This is a genomic window from Bacteroides fragilis NCTC 9343 (assembly GCF_000025985.1).
Classification (GTDB): domain Bacteria; phylum Bacteroidota; class Bacteroidia; order Bacteroidales; family Bacteroidaceae; genus Bacteroides; species Bacteroides fragilis.
In genome coordinates this window covers 1,900,592-1,922,904 of the sequence record NC_003228.3, presented here as the reverse complement: position 1 = coordinate 1,922,904, position 22,313 = coordinate 1,900,592, and the positions used below count along the sequence as shown (strand labels likewise).

The following is a 22,313-nucleotide window of genomic DNA, read 5'->3' as shown; positions in this document are numbered from 1 at the left end:
ATAAAAGAAACGAAGTATGAATAAAGTCATTCGCACCACATGGATTATCCTGCTACTTACTGTCGCCTCCGGCATGGCAAGAGCACAACAGGGACTACAAATAGCTTCCGTATTCCAGAAATACGGTAAACAAAAAGGAGTGACTATGGTAGAGCTGTCCAACGAAATGCTGGAAACCTACCAGATGACTCTCTATAAAAGCCTTGTCTTTAAAGACGTTGAAGAAGCACTGCCCACCATTCTCAACTGTCTGGATGCTGACAAAAAGAAGGCAAAGAAAGTGAAGGAAGTGGTGGCAGGCGGACAAATCCAGTCCGGCTATTATCAATTGCCCCAGCTAAAAGAAGATGTCAACCGGTTCATCCTGTTCAAAACCGGTAAAAAAGGCTCGGCTACCCTGATTTACATCGAGGGCGAGTTGGATGCAGACGATCTGGTAACCATGTTATTTATGAAAAAAAACTAAACATTATAAGAATATGAAACACATTTATTTATTACTGTTTATGCTGATCCCGATGGCGGGAATGGCTCAAGAAGGCATTTCGCAAGACACGACTCTTTACGTCAACGGACGCAAAATCCTGATTAAAGAAAACGAAGGGAAAATAAAGGTAAAACTTTACGAACAGTCTTCGCACGGCGATACGATAGAGAACGATCAGATTTTTGAGGGAATCTATACGGACGGACAAACTACCGAACGCCGCACGGCATTCACTGTCCCCTTCGTCAAAAGAAAGAACCATTATCGGTTCGACCCGCATATTGCCGGATTCTATATGGGATACACACGGCTCTCTGACGGCATCAACTTCAATACTCCGGACGGACTGAATATAAACGCCAACAAGTCCTGGGAAATCGGTTTCAATCTGTTTCAAGGCTCCCTGACACTCTCACGTGATCGCCAATGGGGCATAACAACCGGTTTAGGCTGGGGATACCGCTCTTTCCGCCTGGGCAACAACTATGCCTTCAGACAAATAGAGGGAGTCACCGGCATTGTTCCGGGTGTTCCCGACGAGGAAGTGTATACCAAAAGCCGGTTACGCTATTTCTACTTCCGCATTCCGGTAGCCCTGGAATGGCAAAAAAGATTCAGCCACAGCAATGCTCACGGTCCTCTATTCTTTTCAGCCGGACTTGAAGCGGAAATCCGTCATGGAGCCAAGTCGAAAGCAAAGGTCAACGGACATAAAAAGAATCTGGACAGCGGCCTGAATGTCCACCCGGTAGGCATTAACCTCCTGGCACAAGCAGGTTACGGTGACATCGGAGTGTATTTGCGCTACTCTACCTACAGCCTCTTCGAACACAAAAAAGGTCCCGAACTTTATCCCTACTCTTTCGGTCTGTGCTGGTATTGGTAACAGGAAGCCCGACGGATGGCAACCATATATCCGCCCGACGGCATCAACAGTCCGACTATTCAAAAAGAATAAGCTGATTTCTCTGCCGGAAAAAACAATCTATCGTTCATATTGTTTATATTTGCAAAAAACGTATAACAATATTAACGATAGATTTTTTATATCACATGACCAAAGAAGAACTAATGAGGAAAGCCATCGAACTTTCCAGAGAAAATGTAGCAAACGGAGGAGGCCCCTTCGGAGCTGTCATTGCAAAAGATGGAGAAATAGTGGCCACAGGCGTCAATCGCGTAACAGCCTCATGCGACCCCACTGCCCATGCAGAAGTAAGCGCTATCCGCGCGGCTGCCTCAAAACTGGGAACTTTTAACCTGAGCGGTTACGAGATTTACACCTCTTGCGAACCCTGTCCCATGTGCCTGGGTGCCATCTATTGGGCCCGATTAGACAAGATGTACTATGGCAATAACAAGACAGATGCCAAAAACATCGGATTCGACGACTCGTTTATCTACGATGAATTGGAACTGAAACCGGAGAACCGCAAGCTGCCATCCGAAGTATTACTCCACGACGAAGCAATCAAAGCTTTTGAGGAGTGGATGGAAAAAGAAGATAAGATAGAATACTGATAAACAAGAATCCCCGTAGAACACTGCATCGTCCTTCGGGGATTTCTATACACACAAAAGTTATAATTTAATTGCTTGGGAATCTAATTAGAAACGGAGACCTAAAGTAAACAGCACTTGGCTACGGGTATTAGTCACTTTGGTTGTTTCCGGTGTCAGCACCGTAGTTGCATTGTTTTCTTCATACTTATTTACGAACGGATAAAAATCTTCATTATAAGTAGAGAACTTATAAGCCAGATCTGCATAAAATACAGAACCGCGATACCCGATACCCAAAGTATAGTTGCTCAGAGCCTTCGTATTTGCCCAGTCAGTATCTGTCTGGATAGAATAATAAGGCAGATCCTTGAAAGCATCTCCATGGAAAATAGCCGAAGTATAATTATATCCGGCACGCAGCGCAAACTGCGGGATCACTTTATATTCAAGACCAAGACGGAGGGTATTCACACCTTTCATCATAGGTCTCGTGCTATTTTCAAAAGTAAACTCAGAGCTTGAACCGGTCGGTCCTCGGAATTTCATCGTTGAATAATCCTGATATTCGTATTCGGCACCTAATGCCAGACTTGTACCAATGGTATAACCTAAACTTACGTTATAAGTCCACGGAGTCTGTAACCGGAATTCACGCACCATATCTCCATTTCCGGGTAACTTATCACGCGTATCCACCGACCACTGATCTATCTTTCCTGTCTCAACGTTCAACACATCCGATTCTACACGGGCACTGGTCTTATAATCCAGATTATAGAACGTAGGGGTGTGAATGGCCAAACCGATACGGAAGGGCGAATTTTCAAACGGACGGATAATCGTACCCAACTTAAGATCGAAACCCGAACCTCTTACCTTATTCCAACTCCTCAGATTGTAATTCTGCGGTGCATTTGCTCCTGTATACGCTTCGGAATAATAAGTGTACTTGCTATAATCAACCGCATATGCCCCGAGAGTCAGTCCAAGATAGAACCGGTCGTTGAAATTGAAAGCAACATTAAAGTCGTACTGGTCGATTCCGCCACGCTCTTGCGAGTGGAAATTGGCGACACCGTCATCATACATACCATAATAATTACCCGGTGTCGTATACAGAGGTTTACCATTTGCATCGTATCTTTGATTTCCATCCTTATCCACATATGGAGAATTCGGCTTGCCGGCTGCATTCATTTTATCAGTTGTGATATCACTAATCAACCAACCGTCATATCCCAATATGGAAAGCCATCCTATCTCCGGATCATCATAAGGATAATCTCCCCATTTGGTTATGCCACTGGCTTGTTGGGCCATCTGATAGGTTTGCGAACTGTTACCGAGTCCTCCCTTCATATTCATATTCTTATAGAAAGACTTGGCTTTATGGTAGTTAAATCCAAAATTCACATAACGCAAAGAAGTTTCATTGCCAATCTTAGATGCAAATACAAACCCCAGATTATCAAAAGAACCTTGTATTTTATCCGACTTAAATTTATCTCCCAAATATTTGCTTTCCGTCCCGTATGAGGAAAAGCCGAAAGAAGTCATAAAATCATTGCTGCGATAGATACCGATACCGGCAGGATTCGTTCCGATTGTAGAGATATCACCTCCTAAAGCTCCCATGGCGCCACCCATACCGACAAAACGGGCGGTTCCGTTCAAGTCCTTTCCTGTTATCTTGGCAGCATCGTACACAGTCTGTGCACTTATCGGGGCTGCTGCTACCAACAGCCCCAAAGTTGCTAAAGTAATTATTTTTTTCATCGTCAAATGCTTTTTTAAGTTAATACCTCCATTATCATCTTCTACCCCTTGAAGAGCCGCCACCGCCACCGGAAGAACGGGAAGAACCACCACCGCCACCGGTAGAATAACTACGTGAACTGCTACCTGAAGGTGAAGAATAACTGCGCGTAGACGAACTGCTGCTACGAGAAGGAGTACTGTTGTATGAACGACGAGTGGTACTCTCATTGTAACTACGCGAAGGAGCCGTAGAACTGCCACGAGTATAAGTAGAGCTGCTTCTTGTACTTGCCCTTCTGCCTCCTTCCGAGTAAGACGGAGAACCTGTAGTAGTGCTTCCGCCGCGAGTTCCTTCATAAGAAGAACTACTGCGTGTACTACTTGGACGGGTATAGGTACTTCGACGTGAAGAAGAAGCATCTGTACGCGTAGTAGATCCCGGACGTTCACCGACTACACGCGTTCCTATCACACGTCTGGCAGAGCTCTCTCCTCTATTGTAAGAAGATGTCGCTGACGAACGAACGGAAGAACCGCTATTGGAGCGTACCGCACCTGAACTGTAACGGCGAACGGTCGAAGAGTTGCCATAACTGCTTCTCACAGCAGACGAACCACGACGGGTATAGGTATTATATCTTCCTGCCCAGCTGCCGCCGCCACCCCATCCGGGATGATAGTGATGATGGTGTCCCCAGTAGCCGCCGCCATACCAGCCGCCCCAGTAACCACCCCAATAGCCACCCCAATAACCGGGATAATAGCCACCCCAAGCATAATAAGGTGAAGACCAGCCCCATCCCCAGCCCCATCCGGAACCATAAGAGTTGTAACGCCAATCCCACCATAAGCGGTTGGTAAATGTCGGGAATGCATAAGCATAGAAACCGTCTGTATAAACATTCCAATCCCAGGAATTGGTTCCATAAACAATGTCCCAGTAAAGCGGGCTGCTAATGCTTACCGCAAAACGGGGATTACGGAAACGAATGATGCGTTCAGCGTACTCGTAGTCATCCTGTGAGCCATTGAACCCGTTCACCCATTCACCATCCGGATCGGAGACAGCTTTTTCTTTTACGTATAATGTATCGTCCTCCATTGCGAACTCGTTATCTTTGGCATCGTAACGGCGGTTATACTCATCCACATCACGCATATCGCGTTTGTTTCCTTTACGGTCCTGAACTACTACCGTAGTACCCGGAGACGTATAAATGTTCGTGGTGACAACTTTTTTTTCCGGTTCCTTCTTCACAGGAGTCTTTTTGGCTTCCTGCTTTTTTTCCTTAGAAGGTACGAAATAAAGGTCGTCATTATTGCTTTGCGCCATCACAAGTAGTGGGAGGCACAGGGCAAACAGCGATAATAACACAATCTTTTTCATATTTCCGTGGTTTATTGGTTTCTTAATCTTTTTATTCACGTTACAAAGATAAGCAAGGTATTCACGCTGCCGGATAGATTTTCCCCAAACAATAATAGGGATTTCCCTATTTATCTTATATTAAACAAAAACAGCACTAATACTCAGCAAACTATTTCATTATCAATTAGTAATAGTCAGTAAAGAGCTGTTACTTCTGAGGCTATTTAATTGCCGAAGACACATTTACATTATCAATTTATTGTAGAACAAATTATGGCAAATCTATTTCCGACAATTGTCCCTGGAAAAATATTAAGAGACAATACACATAAAATATGAATAGCTCTTTCGCACAATTATGAAACTCGCTATATAGTGACTGATCTAACAGTGAATTCCATACAAGAGTTCAAGAATGGATATATCATTAAAAGAGCAGACACTTCTTATCTCAATAGCAAATTAAGAAACGAGAAAATACGCTCTGATACAATAAGAATAAGGCTATCCTTTGTAAGAGCAATCATGAGATTTACTCTACAATGCCGATTTATCACCTACGTCACATACCCTTTTGCATCATATAAATAGATGAAATTAAAGCAACACGAGATACTGATTTGAAAAAAATCTAATTCGGATACGAGACATTTTTATGCTATCATATTATCTTGGCGGCATTAATATAGCTGACTTAATAAATTACAATTTCTAAAATGCAACGGAAAACTAATATATCAATAGGTATTTTATTTTTATCGGCATTTTCTTTATCTTCTTTAGATGGACCTGCCTTTCTTTTCTTACCTTTTATTTCAGTCATTGGAGTGTGTGTATGAAAAGAAGCAACCACTTTTGCTGTGGCAGGCACACCATTTATAGAAGGAGATTTGTCTCCAAGGCTTATATTTCCTCTTGCTTTTCCGTCATTCTTCACTGCCATACCATATCGTTTCTTACCTATGTAATATTGCTTTTTCACCGGATCATAATAAATCCAGAAACCAACTTCTTGTCTTTGGACCTCTGTGGAACGCTTAAGCATATCACTCCAGGCTTCTTCCAAAGCCTTTTTTACAGTTGCATCCTTAATGACTTCTTCAGGTTTAGGCAAAGAGCCTGATTGCTGTGGTGAAGATAACGGAGATGAACCGCCTCCTTGAGGAGAAAAAAGTCATCAAGTCCGGGAAGGGCTTTCGGAGATTCAGAAGGCATATCCCCAAAAGGCCATTTAAACGGGTTTTCAGAAGATGTAGGACGTCTACCGATTACTGTCACTTCGGGTAACGAAAAACCGGCACCAAAAAGATCGTCTTTAACATATTAGACACGTCATACATGGGAAGCTATAGTGTTAAAGGCGACTAATTCAGTCGCCTTATTCTTTATAAGACCTTGTTTACTCTTTTTTTTCGGCTGTGTTGATAGAGAATACAATAATAGGAGCATTATTCTCTCCCTGATTCTCTATTTCTCCTGCATATGAATCTAATGTAAAAGATTCTAAATTATATAAATACTTCCCTTTAACAATCGAATAAACGATATTTATTGTGTGGTATTTATCGTCTTTAAAAATTTCTGGACAATAAAATTCAATTTTCACATTATATCTATCTTTCTCTTCATTAAAAGTTATTGGTAAAGACAAATATCTATGTCCTTCTCTTCCCAGCATAACGATTGGACGTTCAAGCCAACTCTCTTGTAAGTCATTAGAACTGATCAAGGTCTTTATTCGATAACTTGACGAAGCGAGTTCTAATCTAGAGTTAATAATAACTGTTTCTAAGTTATCAAGAGGATAGGTAGTCTCCAAAGAAGAGATGATTTGCATATCTATATTCATACTGTATGAATATGGTGGAGTATCTGGTTGGTGGCAGGCAATCATAAAAATTGATAATACAGATAATAATAATAATTTTTTCATAATGTTGTTATTTATTAGGTGACACTTTAATAATTTCTCTATTTAAATGATAGCTGACATCATGAGTTCTATTATATATGTTGTCAAAAATATACCATCCATTTCCCCCATTTTCACCCCATCCCCAATTCATATGAAGAAATTCAGAGGTATCATAGGTACCATTGGTGAAAAAATAATCAGGTTCTTCCATATCGGGTATATTGAATTTACTTCCCCAAACTAATGATGCATATTGTGTCTGGCGTACTTCATAACCATCGCATACCCATGCATGACCTTTAGTGATTATATCAAAAAAAATTGCTTTTCTGTCTCCTCCCATAAAAACAGGTCTGTTGTTTTGTATTTCTTGAATTGTCTCACTTCTTTTGTAGTCCATTAGTGTTGCAGAATAATTCAATTTTTTGAATGCTTTTACAGCGTTGCCCATCGTAGCTCCCGTGGCTTTATCTTTGTAGGTTACTTTTGAGAAACTACGAATGTCTTTGATAAACTTTTTGAAAAATTCATCATCTTCCATATTCGTATTACATCTCAATGGAATATGTGTCCAACTATATGTAACGGGCCATTCATAATATTTGGCTATCTGCGCAATTGCAATTGGTACGCAACCAGCCAACTTATTGGGGGCATCTACATTAAAGGGAGAGCGTTGATGCCAACTCGTTTTTAGTAATGGTCCAATCGTTTTTATTGGATATTTTTTTATTAACAGTAGGTTTACTTTCTCACAGTTATAGTTTTGATCCGTATGATTACAGATGTCTCTGATGTATCCATCAGCCCTTTCCTTAGAAAGAAAATTTCGGATTGCGCCCAAGTCATGGCATTCATAACCCTTGTTAGTCCAGATCTTTTTTTGCTCCTCTTTTTTAATGGACATTGCATAATCACTTAAGGATCTTGTAGAAACATCACTTAGCTTTTCTGTTTTTAAATTTTCAAACTCAACCCATTTTTTCCTATATTTATCTATGATACTATCTGGCTGTATTTCGTTATATTGCATAATTTTCTTATACTCATCTAATAGAATGGAGGAACCATCGTTATAAGACTCTTGCAGAGAAAAAGAGCCCACATCGGAGTATGCGATTACAGGATAGTATTTTTTAGTTGCACTAATAATGGTGTAACCTTTTTGATCTTGATAATTGATAATATACATCATCGGTTTTCCATTATTATATAAAGTAAAGATTTCTTTTATCCGTTTGGTAGGTTCATTTAACGAATTCCTTGTTAAATGATGATTTTTTCTATTGAATATTTCTGCGACTATACTAGCATCTTCTGTATTAATATTGATTTTTTCTCTGTCAATACCCAGTTGAGTACTCTGTCTTTTATAGGCATCCAGAGGTGTCGGGTCTGGCAGAATCAACTCTTCTTGGGAGCAAGAAAATAACATAAAGTACAGTATTGCCAATATTGCATATAGAATAGTATTTTTGTTCATTCTAATGATTTATGTAAGTTATAGTTTAGATTTTTATTTTCGTCTCTATATTGTAAGATATAGATAATATAGATTTTTTATGGTGGTTTGATAGATGAATAGAAATAACAAAATCTAAATGAAAAATAAAATAAATGTCGATTAGACTTCATAGTATCAATTATTGAAAATTTATTTTAAATAACAAAAACTTGGATCAAAAAGTTCATTTATGATTTGTTTTTCAGCAAATGATAAAAGTCAAATACATTATTAGACAACAGATTATCAGTTTACTGCTTTTACAAAAAGCCCTAAAAATCAGTAAGTTTAAAGAAAACTAGCAGATCTTCATATGAGGAATACTGAATCCAAAAACTTAGCCAAAAACAACCAGTCACCGACAATATCATTACAACATGAAAAGTTTTTTCCATTGGAGAGCTTATCTGCAAAGACTTTTGTTGGACTCCCCTATATCATCAGAACATCCGAAAAAAAAGAAAGAGATTAAATTCATTAATAAAAAAGACTTAAATCATATATTTTATAAAGACAAGTAAAGGATGGTAAATCGCCAATACCTACTCTTAGGTATTTATACATAAAACAGAGATCTAAAGCTAAATACTATATAATAAAGAGCAAGGAGTAAAAATACATTCTCTAAAATCTTCCAGATGAAACAAATCCCCACTTCTTAGTGATAAGAAGCGGGGAAACGTCAACAAATTACAATTAAACCTTATATCCGGGAGAACTGACAAAAGAAGACATAACAACACATATATTGTCCTCCCCCTAAAGAGGCCTGTGATTACCTCTTACTACGTTCAAGATTAAAAAGAGATTGAACCTCCGTTTCACAACGTATAGGCTTATCATAAGACTACTGATTCGTGGAAATGTAAAACAATCCCGGAAGATCCTTCTGATTAAAAAAACTTTGATTATAATTGCGAGAATAATCAGCCCTGATCTTTAAAAATCAGGGCTATAGAAAGTAGAGTGTAAATGAAAGCCTCTCATTTAATCGCTTTATTCTTTCACTATCTCACCTTTCTCATTCAAAAGAACAGTTACATCTTCCGTAGATTGATCTTCCTTGATTACAGTCACAATCACTTTATATACCTTACTGGTTTCTCTTTCCGAAACGAAAGCCTCCTTTATCGAAGCACCTTCATAATCTTTGGCCAATGCATTGATAACAGCAGCAGGAAGTTCCTTTGCGGCTATTTGTGTAAATTCGTCCTGAGGAGTTTGCAGAGTTTGTTCTACTGCTAAAGTGTCACCCGATACACTGGCAAACGCTACTGATGTTCCTAATCCCATAATCATTGCTAATGCTACTAATACCTTTTTCATAATCGTAATTTTTTTGGTGTGAATAATTAAAACAACTTTTATGCTAAATAAAAAGCAAAGGGCATGCCAAAATGTCCAAAGAGCATAAATCAACTATAAAACAACAAGTTATGATCAAGACAATAAAAAAGTTTGGGGAATAAACACACACTTTGGGGAATAAATACACAAAAAAACTCCGAGACTTTCGACCCGGAGACTTACACTTCAGTTAAATAACAAAGTTTGCTTCTACATGACCAAAGATAGTATTTCTTTCTGAACCAGTTATTGCCATTATTAGAAATTACGACATATTGGACGCGCCACACATACATGGGAAGCTATAGTGTTAAAGACGACTTATTCAGTCGCCTTATTCATTTCTTCTGTTATCGTTCTAATCTGATACAGCGATTAATCGCTAGGTTGTAAAATGGGCCAGAATAATGCTGCCTGATATCGCAGATATTGGCAGGAACGTACAGAGAAGTATCGTATATATGTTCTGACTCGCTAAGACCTACTTCTTGAGGCAATTGGACTATCTGCGCTCACTGCATAATAGCCTGTTCTTTAACTTAACAAATCTCAACCCGATAAAAACAATGTTTACTTTGTTTCTATCCCTTTAAATCGTACTTTTGCAAATAAAAACACCTATGAAGTACTTTGAGTTCACTTTTGATACACATCCTTGCACCGAAACGGTGAATGATGTGCTTGCTGCCGTGTTGGGCGAAGCCGGATTCGAGAGTTTTGTCGAACGGGAAGGCGGACTGACCGCTTATATTCAGCAATCACTTTACAACGAAGAGACATTGAAAACAGAGCTGGCAAATTTTCCTGTGCCGGATACGGAAATTTCTTATACGTTTGCCGAGGCCGAAGACAAGGACTGGAACGAAGAATGGGAAAAAAATTTCTTCCAACCGATTGTGATCGGAGACCGTTGTGTGATTCATAGCACATTTCATCAGGACGTGCCTAAGGCAGAATATGATATCCTGATCAATCCGCAGATGGCATTCGGAACAGGACACCATGAAACGACAAGCCTGATTATCGGAGAATTGTTGGATAGCGAACTGACCGGCAAGTCGCTGCTGGATATGGGCTGCGGAACTTCAATACTGGCTATTCTTGCACGGATGCGGGGAGCTAAGCCTTGCACAGCCATCGATATCGACGAATGGTGTGTACGCAACTCGATAGAGAACATCGAACTGAACGGAGTGACAGATATTGCCGTCTCGCAGGGGGATGCTTCGGCATTGCAAGGGAAAGGGCCATTCGATGTAGTAATAGCCAATATCAACCGCAATATCTTACTGAATGACATGAAGCAGTATGTAGCATGCATGCATCCGGGATCGGAGTTATTTATGAGCGGATTCTATATCGATGATATTCCGGCTATCCGCCGGGAAGCAGAAAAGCACGGACTCACCTTCGTACACCATCAAGAGAAAAACCGATGGGCAGCAGTAAAGTTCGTACTTTAACACACACAGGCCTGCCATAGAGTAACACACGAACGACATAACAGTCAGTCCTGTGCTACTCTGCGGTATGACCGGATCAAACTTCAAATTCCTTTTTCACCTGCCTACACCAGTCTTTTATTCGCTTATCAGTCATTTCCGACTGATTTTCGATGTCAATGACCAATCCACACCATTTATCACCTTTCAGAGCCCGGGAACGCTCGAAACTATATCCGTCTATAGAAGTAAAACCAACAAGCGTAGCTCCATCATTCTCAAAGACTTCGGCAAGCAGTCCGACACCATCGGCAAAGTTCTCGGGATACTTCACCTGATCGCCAAGCCCGAAGATAGCCACTTTCTTCCCTTTCAACTGCAAGGTGCGGAGTTCGGGCAGAAGCTCGTCCCAATAAGTAGGCAGTTCGCCATCGAACCAGGTGGAAGCACCGACTATGAAATTATCATAGGCTTCAAAATCATTCTGCCAGGCATTTTCGATGGCTACAGACTCGGCAGAAGTACCAAATTCTTTTTGAATCTTTTCAGCCACCCAAGAGGTTTTATCGGCTTTGGCAGCATAGAATATTCCTATCTTTTTCATGATTGATCGTTTTTTTAATTAGAACTCCAGCAACTCTTTGGCTGCTTTATATATCTTTTCATCATTCGGCAGGATAGCCCGTTCCAATATCGGATTGAAACCTACCGGAGTAAAGGTGGAGCCCACACGTTGTACCGGGGCATCCAGGTAACGGAACATTTCCCCAGCAATCTGCGCTGCAATTTCGGCACCGAATCCGGAGAAGACTTTGTCTTCATGCACCACCATCACTTTACCGGTTTTCCGTACGGAAGCAAAAATCGCTTCTTTATCCAACGGAATCAGCGAACGGAGATCGATAACTTCGACACTCCCCACCCCTTCCCGGGCAAGACGTTCGGCAACATCCAGACAAAAATGGGTAGTATTGCCATAAGTAATTATAGTCAGATCGGTTCCTTCGCGGCGGATACGGGCCTTACCAAAGGGAACTTCAAACTCTTCGGGCACAACGGCAGCAGCCTCTACTGAGTTGTAAAGCGCTTTGGGCTCCAGATAAAGAGTGAATCCCTTGGAACGCATACTGGTGCGGAGCAGCCCGGCAGCATCGTCGGCAAACGATGGACAAACAATACGGGCACCGGGTAAAGTCGTAAGAGCCCCTTCAAGGTTCTGCGAATGATACAATCCACCGCCAATGTATCCACCCGAAGCAAGGCGAAGTGTAATATTGGGAGTAAACTTACCATTGCTACGCCAATACTCATGTGTACACTCAACGTACTGTTCGACAGCAGGCCAGAAGTAATCGGCAAACTCAGCGCCTTCAATAACCACATGTATTTTAGGATCGAAACGGCACATTCCGTTGGCCGTTCCCACAATATAATCTTCGGCTATCGGAGCACTGAACACACGGGCATCACCGAACTCCTGTTGCATCCCCTTGGTGACATTGAATACGCCTCCTTTATCTTTATTGGCCACGTCTTGTCCCCAGATAAAGGTATCAGGATTGCGGCGAAACTCCTCTTTGAGCGTTTCATTAATGGCGTTCACCATGAAACTCTTCTCACCTTCGACAGGCCCCGGAAGTCCGTCTTTATACTTTTGAGGAATATACGGTTCGGGAAGGACAAAGTCATAAATGCTCTCCGGAATCGGATCGGGTGCAGCCAACGCTTTACGATTGGCGGCAGCCAGTTCTTTCTTGGCGGCAGCTTCTATCTGTTGGAGGTCCTCTTCGGTCAGGCGCTTGTAGCGCAACAGCATCCGACGGAACTTCATCAGCGGATCGGCTTCCTTCACGTATGCCAACTCATTCTCGTCGCGATAGAGAGTATGCTTATCAGAGTTGGAGTGCGAACCGATACGTACGCAATTGGCATGTACTATAACCGGAGTACGGTTGGCTATAGCAAATTCACGGGCCTCGGTCATGGCATTCATCGAGTCAAATACATCCTTTCCATTGCAATGAATGATGCGGAGGTTCTTAAAACCGGAGAAGTTATCGGCCACTTTACGATTGGCAGTCTGATCCTTTTTAGGGACGGAAATGCCATAACCGTTGTCCTGAAATACAAAAATAACCGGAAGACGTTCGTTGCTGGCCCCGTTGATAGCTTCATAGACAAATCCCTCGGATGTGGCAGACTCACCATGTGAAGTAATGGCAACCCCCTTATGCCCATAATAAACCATGGCACGCCCTACGCCTGCCGCATGAAGATCGTGCGTACCGGTAGCAGAAGAGATATTCTCGATGTGCCATTCCGGTTTGGCAAAGTGATTGGACATGTGACGTCCGGCACTACCCGGGTCTGTAGCTTTTGAAATACCGTTCAGAATCAGTTCCTCCGGAGTCATTCCGGCAGAAAGCACAGTGAGCATATCCCGGTAATAAGGAAAAAGATAGTCCTCACCAAGAGTAAAAACCTGCCCGATAGCAAGCTGGATGCCGTCATGCCCGGCATAAGGAGCATGATAGGACCAGCCAAGAGATTGCAGCAAATAGGCGGGTGCCTTCTCGTCGAGCGCACGCCCCAAAGTCATTAAATGATACCACTTGCGGAGAGTCTGTTCGTCAGTGGTTTTTATATCGTATTTCTTCATATTTAAAGTGGGTTTAGGATTTTCACCACAAATCACACAGATGATCACAGTTTAAGGATAAAGATCCCCAAACAAGTTCCGCAACGATCCGGGAGATCTGTGGTGAGACTGATTTATTATTCTGTAAATCTCCGATATGGCAACTATTCTTTCCAGTTCTCCAGATAATCGGCAATGAAGTGCAGGAAGTTACCTCCCAGCGAACCATCCACCACACGGTGATCATAAGAGAGTGACAAGTACATCTTATGGCGAATGGCTATCACATCTCCTTCGGGAGTCTCCACCACAGCCGGCTTTTTCTCAATGACACCCACTCCGAGAATAGCCACCTGCGGCTGATTGATGATCGGAGTTCCGAACAACATCTTAAACGTACCGAAATTGGTGATTGTAAATGTTCCTCCGTCGATATCATCAGGCATCAGCTTATTAACCCGTGCCTTTTTCGCCAACGAATCGATAGCTACGGCAAGTCCGTTAAGATTCAAACGATCGGCATCATGCACTACGGGAACAATCAAGTTTCCATCATCTTGCGAAACAGCAATGCCCACATTGATATGTTTCTTATACAGGATGTTGTATCCGTCCACCGAGACATTTACCTGAGGATAGGCAGCCAACGCCTGGGCAGTGGCCTCAGCAATGGCAGGCATATAAGTCAGCTTCACACCTTCACGACGGAAGAAAGCATCTTTGGTCTTTTCGCGCCAACGCACCAGCCGGGTGACATCTACTTCGACCACATTAGTCACATGCGGAGAAACCTTTTTCGACATCACCATATGGTCGGCAATGATGCGACGTACTCGATCCATCTCCTTGACTTCTACCGATGCATCTGAAGAAACGGCAGAAGCAGATTGTCCATGCTGAGCCTGAGGAGCCGCAGCGGCAGCCTTCTTTTGTACTTCTGCAGAAGGAACAGGAGAAGAGCCCGAATTATTTGCCAAAACCGTCGAAACCACCGTAGTAGAGACGTCGGCTGCCGGAGCACCTTTCTTCATCTCGATGTAAGTGCGGATATCTTTTTTGCTCAGCCGGCCTTCATAACCTGTCCCGGGAATCGAATCCAGTTCTTCCTGAGAAATCTTCGCCTCCCGTGCCAATTGAAGTACTGCCGGCGAATACCAACGTTCCACTTTGGGAGCGGCTACTTCCGCCTGAACTTTCGGAACAGACGCAGTGTCCGACACCTCGGCAGCCTTTGGAGCAGACGCCGTTTCTACAGAGCCTGCGGTTTCCGATGCTTCTCCGGAACCTTCTCCATCCATATCTACAATGGCAACTACCGTACCTACCGGTACCGTATCGCCTTCTTTAAACAATATTTCCACCACTTTTCCGGCAACGGGAGAAGGGATCTCCGCACTGACCTTAGCAGTATTCACCTCGAAAAGTACGTCGTCCTCATTGACCACGTCACCTACCTGCACCGACCATGATAAAATGGTTCCTTCGGTAATACTTTCGCCCAACTTGGGCATTTTTATTTCGAATCTTGCCATATACACAATTATTTATTCTTTCACTTGTACAAGTAGAACAAGATTGTGAAAAAGAAAGTTTTAAGTTAATGTTTTTTTAAGTAATCGCCTGGATAAGAAAGCCGTTTAGTGGCTAAAAACATAAATCAATCTCGCGCATCCTTTAAATATCCGTTCTCACGCATTAGCAAGAAAGCAAGCAGATTCCATAGCAAGCATAACGCATTATCAATAATTACTTTACTTCTTTCTAAAGTATCTTTATCTCAACCCGGGTATGCGGGACGAGATAAGAACCTAACCATTTTCACTAAAGATACTAAGAAAAACAAACTGCTTTAAATGGTATAAACAGATAGGATAACAGATACATCCTATCTGTACATCAAATACAAACGATGAATCGAGCTTGCCAAATCGAGGGTGGAAGATGGAAGTACACTTTTCGTATGAGAAGGCTGAATTTTGAAAGGAAAATAGTTCTCCTCCACCGGATACTGAATAATCAGACTGCTTGGTGATATTCACGTCAGTTACAGATGATGTTGTATTTACTTTCCCGTAACCCCTCGATAATAGCCAGTTCCTCCTTACTGAACGCTTCGGCAATCGAAGGACCTGCAAAATAACGAAAAACCCACTCCCGGAATTTATCTGTAGATAGAGCCGGATGCATATACTCTTTCAGATTCGTCACTTCGCTACGTACCGAACGGACAGCAGGATGTACGGCAACCTTTTCCTCAAGTCCTTCTACCTCAAGCAACTTGTTCAACAACGCCAGATTTGTATCATACAGCAGTGTGCAATGATACATTGCACGATTGCGATGTACGCATTGCGCACTGCCCGAGACTTTTCGCCCGTCGACATAAATACCCAATCGTTCGTCGCCTCTCACTGCAACTCCGGCGGCAGTCAACATTTCAACCGTTCGCTCCAGATAAGTTTCGAAACGCGCCAGACGGGTAGTTTCAATGAACGTAAGATTGATGTTGCCCAAATCGTGATATACGGCACCGCCACCGGAAAACCGCCGGAATACAGGAATCTTGTTTTGTTCCGCCATCGTCCGGTTCACTTCCGTTTCCACCCGCTGATGCTTGCCTATAATTACGGACGGAGCACTTTGCCAAAGCATGAATACATCTTCTGTACCCTGCTTCAACAAATACTCTTCAGCCGCCAGATTGAAACCGGCATCTGTAAAAGAGCTATTTATAAACCGCATCAGGCAAACAGTGTCTCGTGATAAATTTCACCGACTGTCGGGTGCGGGAAAACACTCTTTCTAAATTCATCGACCGTATATCCTCTCTGGATAGCAATGCCTGCCACAACAATAATTTCCGAAGCCGGATTGCCCAACATGTGGCAGCCGACAATCCGATCATTATGATCGATAATCAGTTTACACAGTCCGTTCCCCAACTCGTTTTCGGCAACAAAACGCCCCGAATAAACCATCGGTAGTTTTTGTATCCGATAATAAATACCCTTAGCTATCAGCTCCTCCTCCGTTTTACCCACACCGGCCAGTTCGGGATTGGTATAGACTACGCCCGGAACACAATCATAATCCATCCGGTCATCTATTCCCAAAATATGATTAATGGCAACTTCTGCTTCACGAATAGCCGTATGTGCCAATAAAGAAAAGCCGGTAATATCACCGCAAGCATATACACGTGGATGAGAGGTCAACATGTGTTCATCTACAACGACCCCATTCCGGTGCAACTCAATATTCAGTTTATCCAATCCTACTTGGGTGATATTCGCTTTACGGCCTACGCTCACTAAAATCCGGTCGGCATCGATAAACGAACTCTTTCCATCCTTTTCCACTGTTACTCCTTTATCACTCACCTCGGTTACTTTCGTGTTCAGATAGAAATTAACCCCTTTCTTTGTATAGTCAGCACGCAACATCGCACTGGTTTCTTTATCCATTGCTCCAAGAATCTCCGGCATCATCTCGATCACTTTCACCCTAACGCCCATGCTGTTAAAGAATGAAGCAAACTCCATTCCGATCACTCCGCCTCCAATAATGGCGAGCGATGATGGAAGAACAGTGCTATCCAGCGCCTCTCGTGAGGTCCAGTAATCCACGTCCGAAAGCCCCTTTATCGGAGGGATCACGGTATCCGATCCGGTACAAACCAACAGATAGGTTGCCTCGTATACCTCTCCATCACAGCGGATATGGAATCCTTCTTCACCTTCGCCCTCTATCACCGCTTCCTTATCTACAATAGTCACTCCGTAAGAGTTTACCGTCATTCTCACTCCGCCCGTCAACTTCTGCACCGTTTTGTTTTTCCGGCCGATGATTTTTTCCATATCAAATGCAGGAGCCCCCTCTACCGAGACACCGTATTTCGGCGCACTCTTAATACCGTCCAGCACCTTGGCGGAATAAAGCAGGGCTTTGGTAGGAATACATCCTTCATTAAGACACACACCGCCCATTGCTTTTTTCTCAAACAAAACAGCACGCAAACCGTTAGCTCCTGCTCTCTCGGCAGCAGTATACCCGGCAGGTCCACCACCGATAATAGCTATATCATATCTCATAATCGTATATTTTTTTAGTTATTCATATGATTAACAACAAAAAAAGATAGAGCTTAGTTTTAAAAGACCGTTTTTTTACAATGGCCCTCATAAGGTAAAACAGTTACTTTTGCTACACAAAGTATAAATCATAATAAAACTGTTCACTAATAAAGAAATACCTACCGCTACAGGGAAAGAGCAAAGAGCCGGTTACGAAGATCGATGACATTCCAAACAAAAAGATTATCTACAGGCAAATTCTATTATAGAATGAATAAGCAGTCACACCTCATTCATCTTTATCAATATGATCGTTTCCTTTTACTCTGTCCCCCTTTACCCGTATAGAAAACAGGGCTTATTAATCAATTTTAGATAAGGGAAGATATTTTTCTGATAAATTATTTGTCTATTAAGCGACAAGCCTGCATATTTGCGCACTTTTGAAACCTACTATCTGTATTTACGGAAAGTCGGGATACAAAAAGCTTTCAGGATATCATCCGTCTGATATGAACGGATAATATCAAGATAGAGCTAACTATAAAAATAAAACAGTATAAAGAATCCATTTTAGTAATATGAAGAAATTGCTTTGTCCCCAGTGTAAAATAGCCGGTATGTATGTAAAAAACGATCAGGGTGAACGTCTGTTAGTATATATTGCCCAAGATGGAACAGTCGTACCCAAATATCCGGAAATCCCAATCGAAGGATTCGATTTTACGGAAGTATATTGTCTGGGCTGTTCCTGGCATGGATCGCCCAAACAACTGACAAGATTCTAAGCGATACGCCACCATCCTGTGCTAATAAGCCAAAACTTCACCACAGATTAACAGATTACACAGAGAAACACTATTATCACTTATCTCTTGCTATATAGTTGTGTAATCTCTCAATCTGTAATGAAGCAGGCTTTAGGCATGGATAAAAACCTCATATAGCCGTAGAGTTAAGGGTGCAGGTCAATTGTCCCACTGCCTGAAATCAATCCACACCATCTTCGACATTTTGAGATCCGTCCTAGCCGAATCGTGCCCATAGCGAATGCCGCAGTTATAGTGTACATACGTCTTTTGTAAATCGATGGCGTCTGTGATAGCCACAGAAACGACTCCGGGCTGTGCGTCCGACTCTAGAGAGTAAATGCACTGCTGTTGATGCAACTTCATACTGTTGTTGATGTGATTTAAATAATTCTGGCGAAGGGTCCAGCCTCCCCATGTCACATAATTGGGTGTCATCGCTTGTGCAGCGTCTATCCAACGCAATCCCTGACTCGTTTCGTAAACAAAGGCTTCCGCCCTGTCGTAGAACTCTCCGGGAATAAACTGCCAAAGTTTGCTGTACAGCCCGTTACCAAACTGCCCCTTGCAGGAATAGTCCATCGATTTAGTCTTGTAAGACACTTCGGTAGACGATTCTTTACCAAACGACACTTTGAACGCCTCCCAAGGTTTGTCTTCCAGTTTGGTGGGCGATACGGAAACAGACACTTTCCAGAAAGAGTTCTCGGTATAGCTGGCACCGTGATTCACCGTCTGCGGCTGATAACTGATCTCCCTGAAAATTCCTCCGTCCGAATGAACGGTTATCTCACTGGAAGCCTCCCGCATCAAATTCCAGATGTAAGCATAGACATTGGCACCTTTGGGAGTGGTATAGTCTTTGATATTGGCAGTGAAGCCATTTCCGGCATTATTCGTGATACTCAATATACAGTTGTTGTTCTTACTGTATATCTGGAAGTTATAGGCATCTATCGCCCAGGAGTTATCTATAATCACATCGGGTGCGGCACCCGGTTTCATCTTATAAGGGACCGCCTGCATGGAGTAGTTCATGTCTCCCTGAGCATAGCCATAGATACGGTTGTAAATCTCAATCCTCTTCAAAGCCTCCTTATCCGCCATTTGTGCATTATATCCGGGATCCGGATCGTTACCTTCGGGTAAGGTATCGGCAGAGCGGGTCAACAGTTTTTGATTGAAGGAAGCCACTCCCTTACCAATCATATTATCTTTGGCATACGGATCGGCAGAAGGAAAAATACGGTAATGCTGTACGTTATCATAGTTGATCGCATAATAACCTGCTTCCATATAGACTCCTATCAGTGAAAGCATCTCCTCCTTCTGTTCCGGAGTGGACTGAGTGGCAATCACATAAAAATCCCTTTTATAGAACTTCAACATACGGAACAGAGATATCGGATATTTACCGGAGATAACATCATCGATATTCAAAATGACCGTCATATAAATCTTCGGATTCTTGATGTCGGCATTAAGTTCCGTCTCAGGATCTTTCATCTTGTCATAGTCCACAATGGTCTTCTTCCCTATTTCCCAGGAAGAAGGAATGTTGTTGAACAAGCGGGATGTAATATCTTTCACTTCCGCATCGTTAGTTCCCATACGTATCAGGACCACGTCCTTCTTATCTGCCGCATAGTCCTCATCCGTCCCCGGAACATCATCAATGACATCCCTAACGCATCCCCCGAAAAGAATACTTGAGAACAGAAGTATCATATATATCATTTTTGTTTTCATCATAATCTTTTTTTAATGGTTCGTTTTACCAGTTATTATAGTCTATCCACACTGTAGTGGTTTTGTGTACATCCACAGTGGTATTGTAAGCTGTTCCGGCACTGCTCGGCAAAGAATGAATCACCGCCGCTCCCCAACTCGTAAACCAAGCTCCTCCACGCTGTAAGACCATTCCATCGGTTATCTCGATGGCTACAACACCGGCCGACGCACCGGTTGTCCGGGCAGTAATGGCGCATTGCTGCTCGTAATTGAGCAGATTCTGGTTAAACTGCAAGTCGTTGTCATAGTCACAGAAAGGATTATCCGTACCCGGAGTTCCCGCCACATGATCATAGAGAATATCATACCATGCAGGCGAAATCATAGTAACAGCATCGATCATCCCCTCTGCATTCATAGCCTTGCTACCCCGGAAAAGCGTTTCAGGATACCACTTCCAGCAATAACTCATCTCGGCATCGGTAATGGTACGAGTCACCTCACGGGTCATTTCCGCCAACTGATATGTAATGGACTTACCCCAACGATACTCACCCTTTAAAACCGGAGTCGCTCCCAAATCAAATCCCACGCTCTTTTCGTATGCATGCTCAATGGTACTCTCTGTCTCCGGCAAACCCGGCGCAAAGTCAATCAGTTTGAGATTCAACTGTGAACTTTGGTCGTCACGGATATTAATCTTCGTATAAGCATTGTTTCGCAATCCCCATATCAATGCCCAAAGTTCATACATCGGTGCATTATTCAAAGATACCAATGAATGGTCGAGCCTGTTGGAAAAACCATTTCCACCCGAACTATAAACAGCAAGCATATTATCTCCATTGGTCGGTGCGTAAATACGCAGATTATAAGCATCAATGGTCCATTCGCGATCAACCATCCCATCATACCTTTTATCATCCCGCGGGAGATACTCCCTGATATCAGCCGTATAGGGTAATAGCGTCTCATATCCGGTCATGTGATATTTATAATCACTGGTATATACATAATACCGATTGCTGATATAGATCTTCTTCATAGCATGCAAAGCCCGTTCGGTAACTTCCGGAGCCGAAGGATCATCCGTCGGTCCGGGAGAGCCCAACATGCTACGGGTGTGAGGATTGAGACCACCCGTTCCGCAAAGCTTCTTCAAAACATCCGGATCGTTTGCGTCATAATAGGCATAGCGCTGTTCACGCGGAAAGCTGACTTTATAATATCCCTTATCTACATAAAGCCCGAAAAGTTTAAGCATTTGCGCCTTCAAATCTTCACCCTTACCGTCTTTGGCAATTAAGATGACTCCCTGACGATTGTGACGGATGTCCTGTATCATCTCAGGACTGTAAGTACCTGCTATGAAATCGGCAACACTGCCTACAATTGTCAGATCGTTCAAAGAATCTTTTGCCATGGTTTCCAAGGTTTCCACCTTGTCTGTCCCCGGTAAATCATTAAAAGCCACCATCTTGTCATAGTGGTTCACGGTTTGCAGTTGATCTGCAACTTTCTTTGTTTCCGCACTCATTCCATTAAGCCAGATCAGATAGCTGCCCGACCTGGAAGCTACATCGACCTCATCCGTATTAGTACCGGTTGCAGCCGATAAGTCTTCTGCGCTGATCGGTTCATCCGTATCGCAGGAGTAAAATGCAAGCAAAACAAATAGAAAAATGAATAAAGTTTTCATATTCATATATGTTTAAAAGTGAGACAATATGCCACATT

Annotated in this window: 19 protein-coding genes; 5 read left to right on the top strand and 14 right to left on the bottom strand. The window is 42.7% G+C overall.

What is annotated here, in order from left to right:
- Nucleotides 1-16 precede the first annotated feature (16 nt).
- From BF9343_RS07590 to BF9343_RS07580, 3 genes are all read left to right on the top strand, one after another.
- Nucleotides 17-466, top strand: coding sequence for a DUF6108 family protein (locus BF9343_RS07590; RefSeq protein ID WP_005786482.1), 450 nt, complete (start codon nt 17-19; stop codon nt 464-466).
- A gap of 13 nt (nt 467-479) precedes the next feature.
- Nucleotides 480-1,373, top strand: a complete 894-nt coding sequence (locus BF9343_RS07585; RefSeq protein WP_005795086.1) for a hypothetical protein — start codon at nt 480-482, stop codon at nt 1,371-1,373.
- Between the two features lie 167 nt (nt 1,374-1,540).
- The gene (locus BF9343_RS07580; protein ID WP_008768302.1) at nt 1,541-2,008 is read left to right on the top strand and encodes a nucleoside deaminase; all 468 of its coding nucleotides are present in this window, start codon (nt 1,541-1,543) and stop codon (nt 2,006-2,008) included.
- A gap of 87 nt (nt 2,009-2,095) precedes the next feature.
- Here the strand turns inward: BF9343_RS07580 and BF9343_RS07575 are convergent, their stop codons facing one another.
- The 7 genes from BF9343_RS07575 to BF9343_RS24260 form a co-directional block, all read right to left on the bottom strand.
- Entirely contained in the window at nt 2,096-3,766 is a 1,671-nt protein-coding gene (locus BF9343_RS07575) for an OmpP1/FadL family transporter (protein WP_005786476.1), read from the bottom strand.
- Between the two features lie 34 nt (nt 3,767-3,800).
- Nucleotides 3,801-5,135: a hypothetical protein gene (locus BF9343_RS07570; RefSeq protein ID WP_005786474.1), complete on the bottom strand. Its 1,335-nt coding sequence runs from the start codon at nt 5,133-5,135 to the stop codon at nt 3,801-3,803.
- Between the two features lie 676 nt (nt 5,136-5,811).
- On the bottom strand, nt 5,812-6,231 hold the full coding sequence (locus tag BF9343_RS21595) for a hypothetical protein (protein WP_224223172.1): 420 nt from the start codon (nt 6,229-6,231) through the stop codon (nt 5,812-5,814).
- Nucleotides 6,232-6,516: 285 nt separating this feature from the next.
- Nucleotides 6,517-7,050 (bottom strand): hypothetical protein, encoded by a 534-nt coding sequence (locus tag BF9343_RS07560; protein ID WP_010992613.1) that lies wholly within the window; start codon nt 7,048-7,050, stop codon nt 6,517-6,519.
- A gap of 7 nt (nt 7,051-7,057) precedes the next feature.
- Nucleotides 7,058-8,515, bottom strand: coding sequence for a C10 family peptidase (locus tag BF9343_RS07555; protein ID WP_005795105.1), 1,458 nt, complete (start codon nt 8,513-8,515; stop codon nt 7,058-7,060).
- A gap of 1,017 nt (nt 8,516-9,532) precedes the next feature.
- Entirely contained in the window at nt 9,533-9,862 is a 330-nt protein-coding gene (locus tag BF9343_RS07545) for a hypothetical protein (RefSeq protein ID WP_010992612.1), read from the bottom strand.
- 371 nt (nt 9,863-10,233) lie between these two features.
- The gene (locus BF9343_RS24260) at nt 10,234-10,380 is read right to left on the bottom strand and encodes a hypothetical protein (RefSeq protein WP_374937092.1); all 147 of its coding nucleotides are present in this window, start codon (nt 10,378-10,380) and stop codon (nt 10,234-10,236) included.
- A gap of 123 nt (nt 10,381-10,503) precedes the next feature.
- Here BF9343_RS24260 and prmA point away from each other — a divergent pair, with 123 nt between their 5' ends.
- Nucleotides 10,504-11,346 carry a 50S ribosomal protein L11 methyltransferase gene (gene prmA / locus BF9343_RS07540; protein ID WP_005795115.1) on the top strand — a complete coding sequence of 281 codons (843 nt, stop codon included), beginning with the start codon at nt 10,504-10,506 and terminating at the stop codon, nt 11,344-11,346.
- Nucleotides 11,347-11,422: 76 nt separating this feature from the next.
- On the opposite strand, the gene BF9343_RS07535 is transcribed toward prmA, so the two are convergent.
- The 5 genes from BF9343_RS07535 to lpdA all read right to left on the bottom strand — a co-directional run bounded on the left by BF9343_RS07535 (nt 11,423) and on the right by lpdA (nt 18,054).
- Nucleotides 11,423-11,929 (bottom strand): flavodoxin, encoded by a 507-nt coding sequence (locus BF9343_RS07535; RefSeq protein WP_005800645.1) that lies wholly within the window; start codon nt 11,927-11,929, stop codon nt 11,423-11,425.
- Nucleotides 11,930-11,947: 18 nt separating this feature from the next.
- Entirely contained in the window at nt 11,948-13,984 is a 2,037-nt protein-coding gene (locus tag BF9343_RS07530; protein WP_005786467.1) for an alpha-ketoacid dehydrogenase subunit alpha/beta, read from the bottom strand.
- Between the two features lie 143 nt (nt 13,985-14,127).
- A complete protein-coding gene (locus BF9343_RS07525; protein ID WP_010992611.1) occupies nt 14,128-15,495 on the bottom strand; it encodes a dihydrolipoamide acetyltransferase family protein in 1,368 nt (455 codons plus the stop codon).
- A gap of 508 nt (nt 15,496-16,003) precedes the next feature.
- Nucleotides 16,004-16,705, bottom strand: a complete 702-nt coding sequence (locus BF9343_RS07520; RefSeq protein WP_010992610.1) for a lipoate--protein ligase family protein — start codon at nt 16,703-16,705, stop codon at nt 16,004-16,006.
- Nucleotides 16,705-18,054 (bottom strand): dihydrolipoyl dehydrogenase, encoded by a 1,350-nt coding sequence (gene lpdA / locus BF9343_RS07515; RefSeq protein ID WP_005786461.1) that lies wholly within the window; start codon nt 18,052-18,054, stop codon nt 16,705-16,707. Before lpdA ends, BF9343_RS07520 begins: the two co-directional genes overlap by 1 nt.
- A 563-nt stretch (nt 18,055-18,617) precedes the next feature.
- Here lpdA and BF9343_RS07510 point away from each other — a divergent pair.
- Entirely contained in the window at nt 18,618-18,824 is a 207-nt protein-coding gene (locus BF9343_RS07510) for a hypothetical protein (protein WP_005786459.1), read from the top strand.
- 180 nt (nt 18,825-19,004) lie between these two features.
- Here BF9343_RS07510 and BF9343_RS07505 read toward each other — a convergent pair whose 3' ends face one another.
- Nucleotides 19,005-20,597 (bottom strand): hypothetical protein, encoded by a 1,593-nt coding sequence (locus BF9343_RS07505; RefSeq protein ID WP_005786457.1) that lies wholly within the window; start codon nt 20,595-20,597, stop codon nt 19,005-19,007.
- Nucleotides 20,598-20,619: 22 nt separating this feature from the next.
- Nucleotides 20,620-22,275 carry a hypothetical protein gene (locus tag BF9343_RS07500; RefSeq protein WP_041926315.1) on the bottom strand — a complete coding sequence of 552 codons (1,656 nt, stop codon included), beginning with the start codon at nt 22,273-22,275 and terminating at the stop codon, nt 20,620-20,622.
- Nucleotides 22,276-22,313 lie beyond the last annotated feature (38 nt).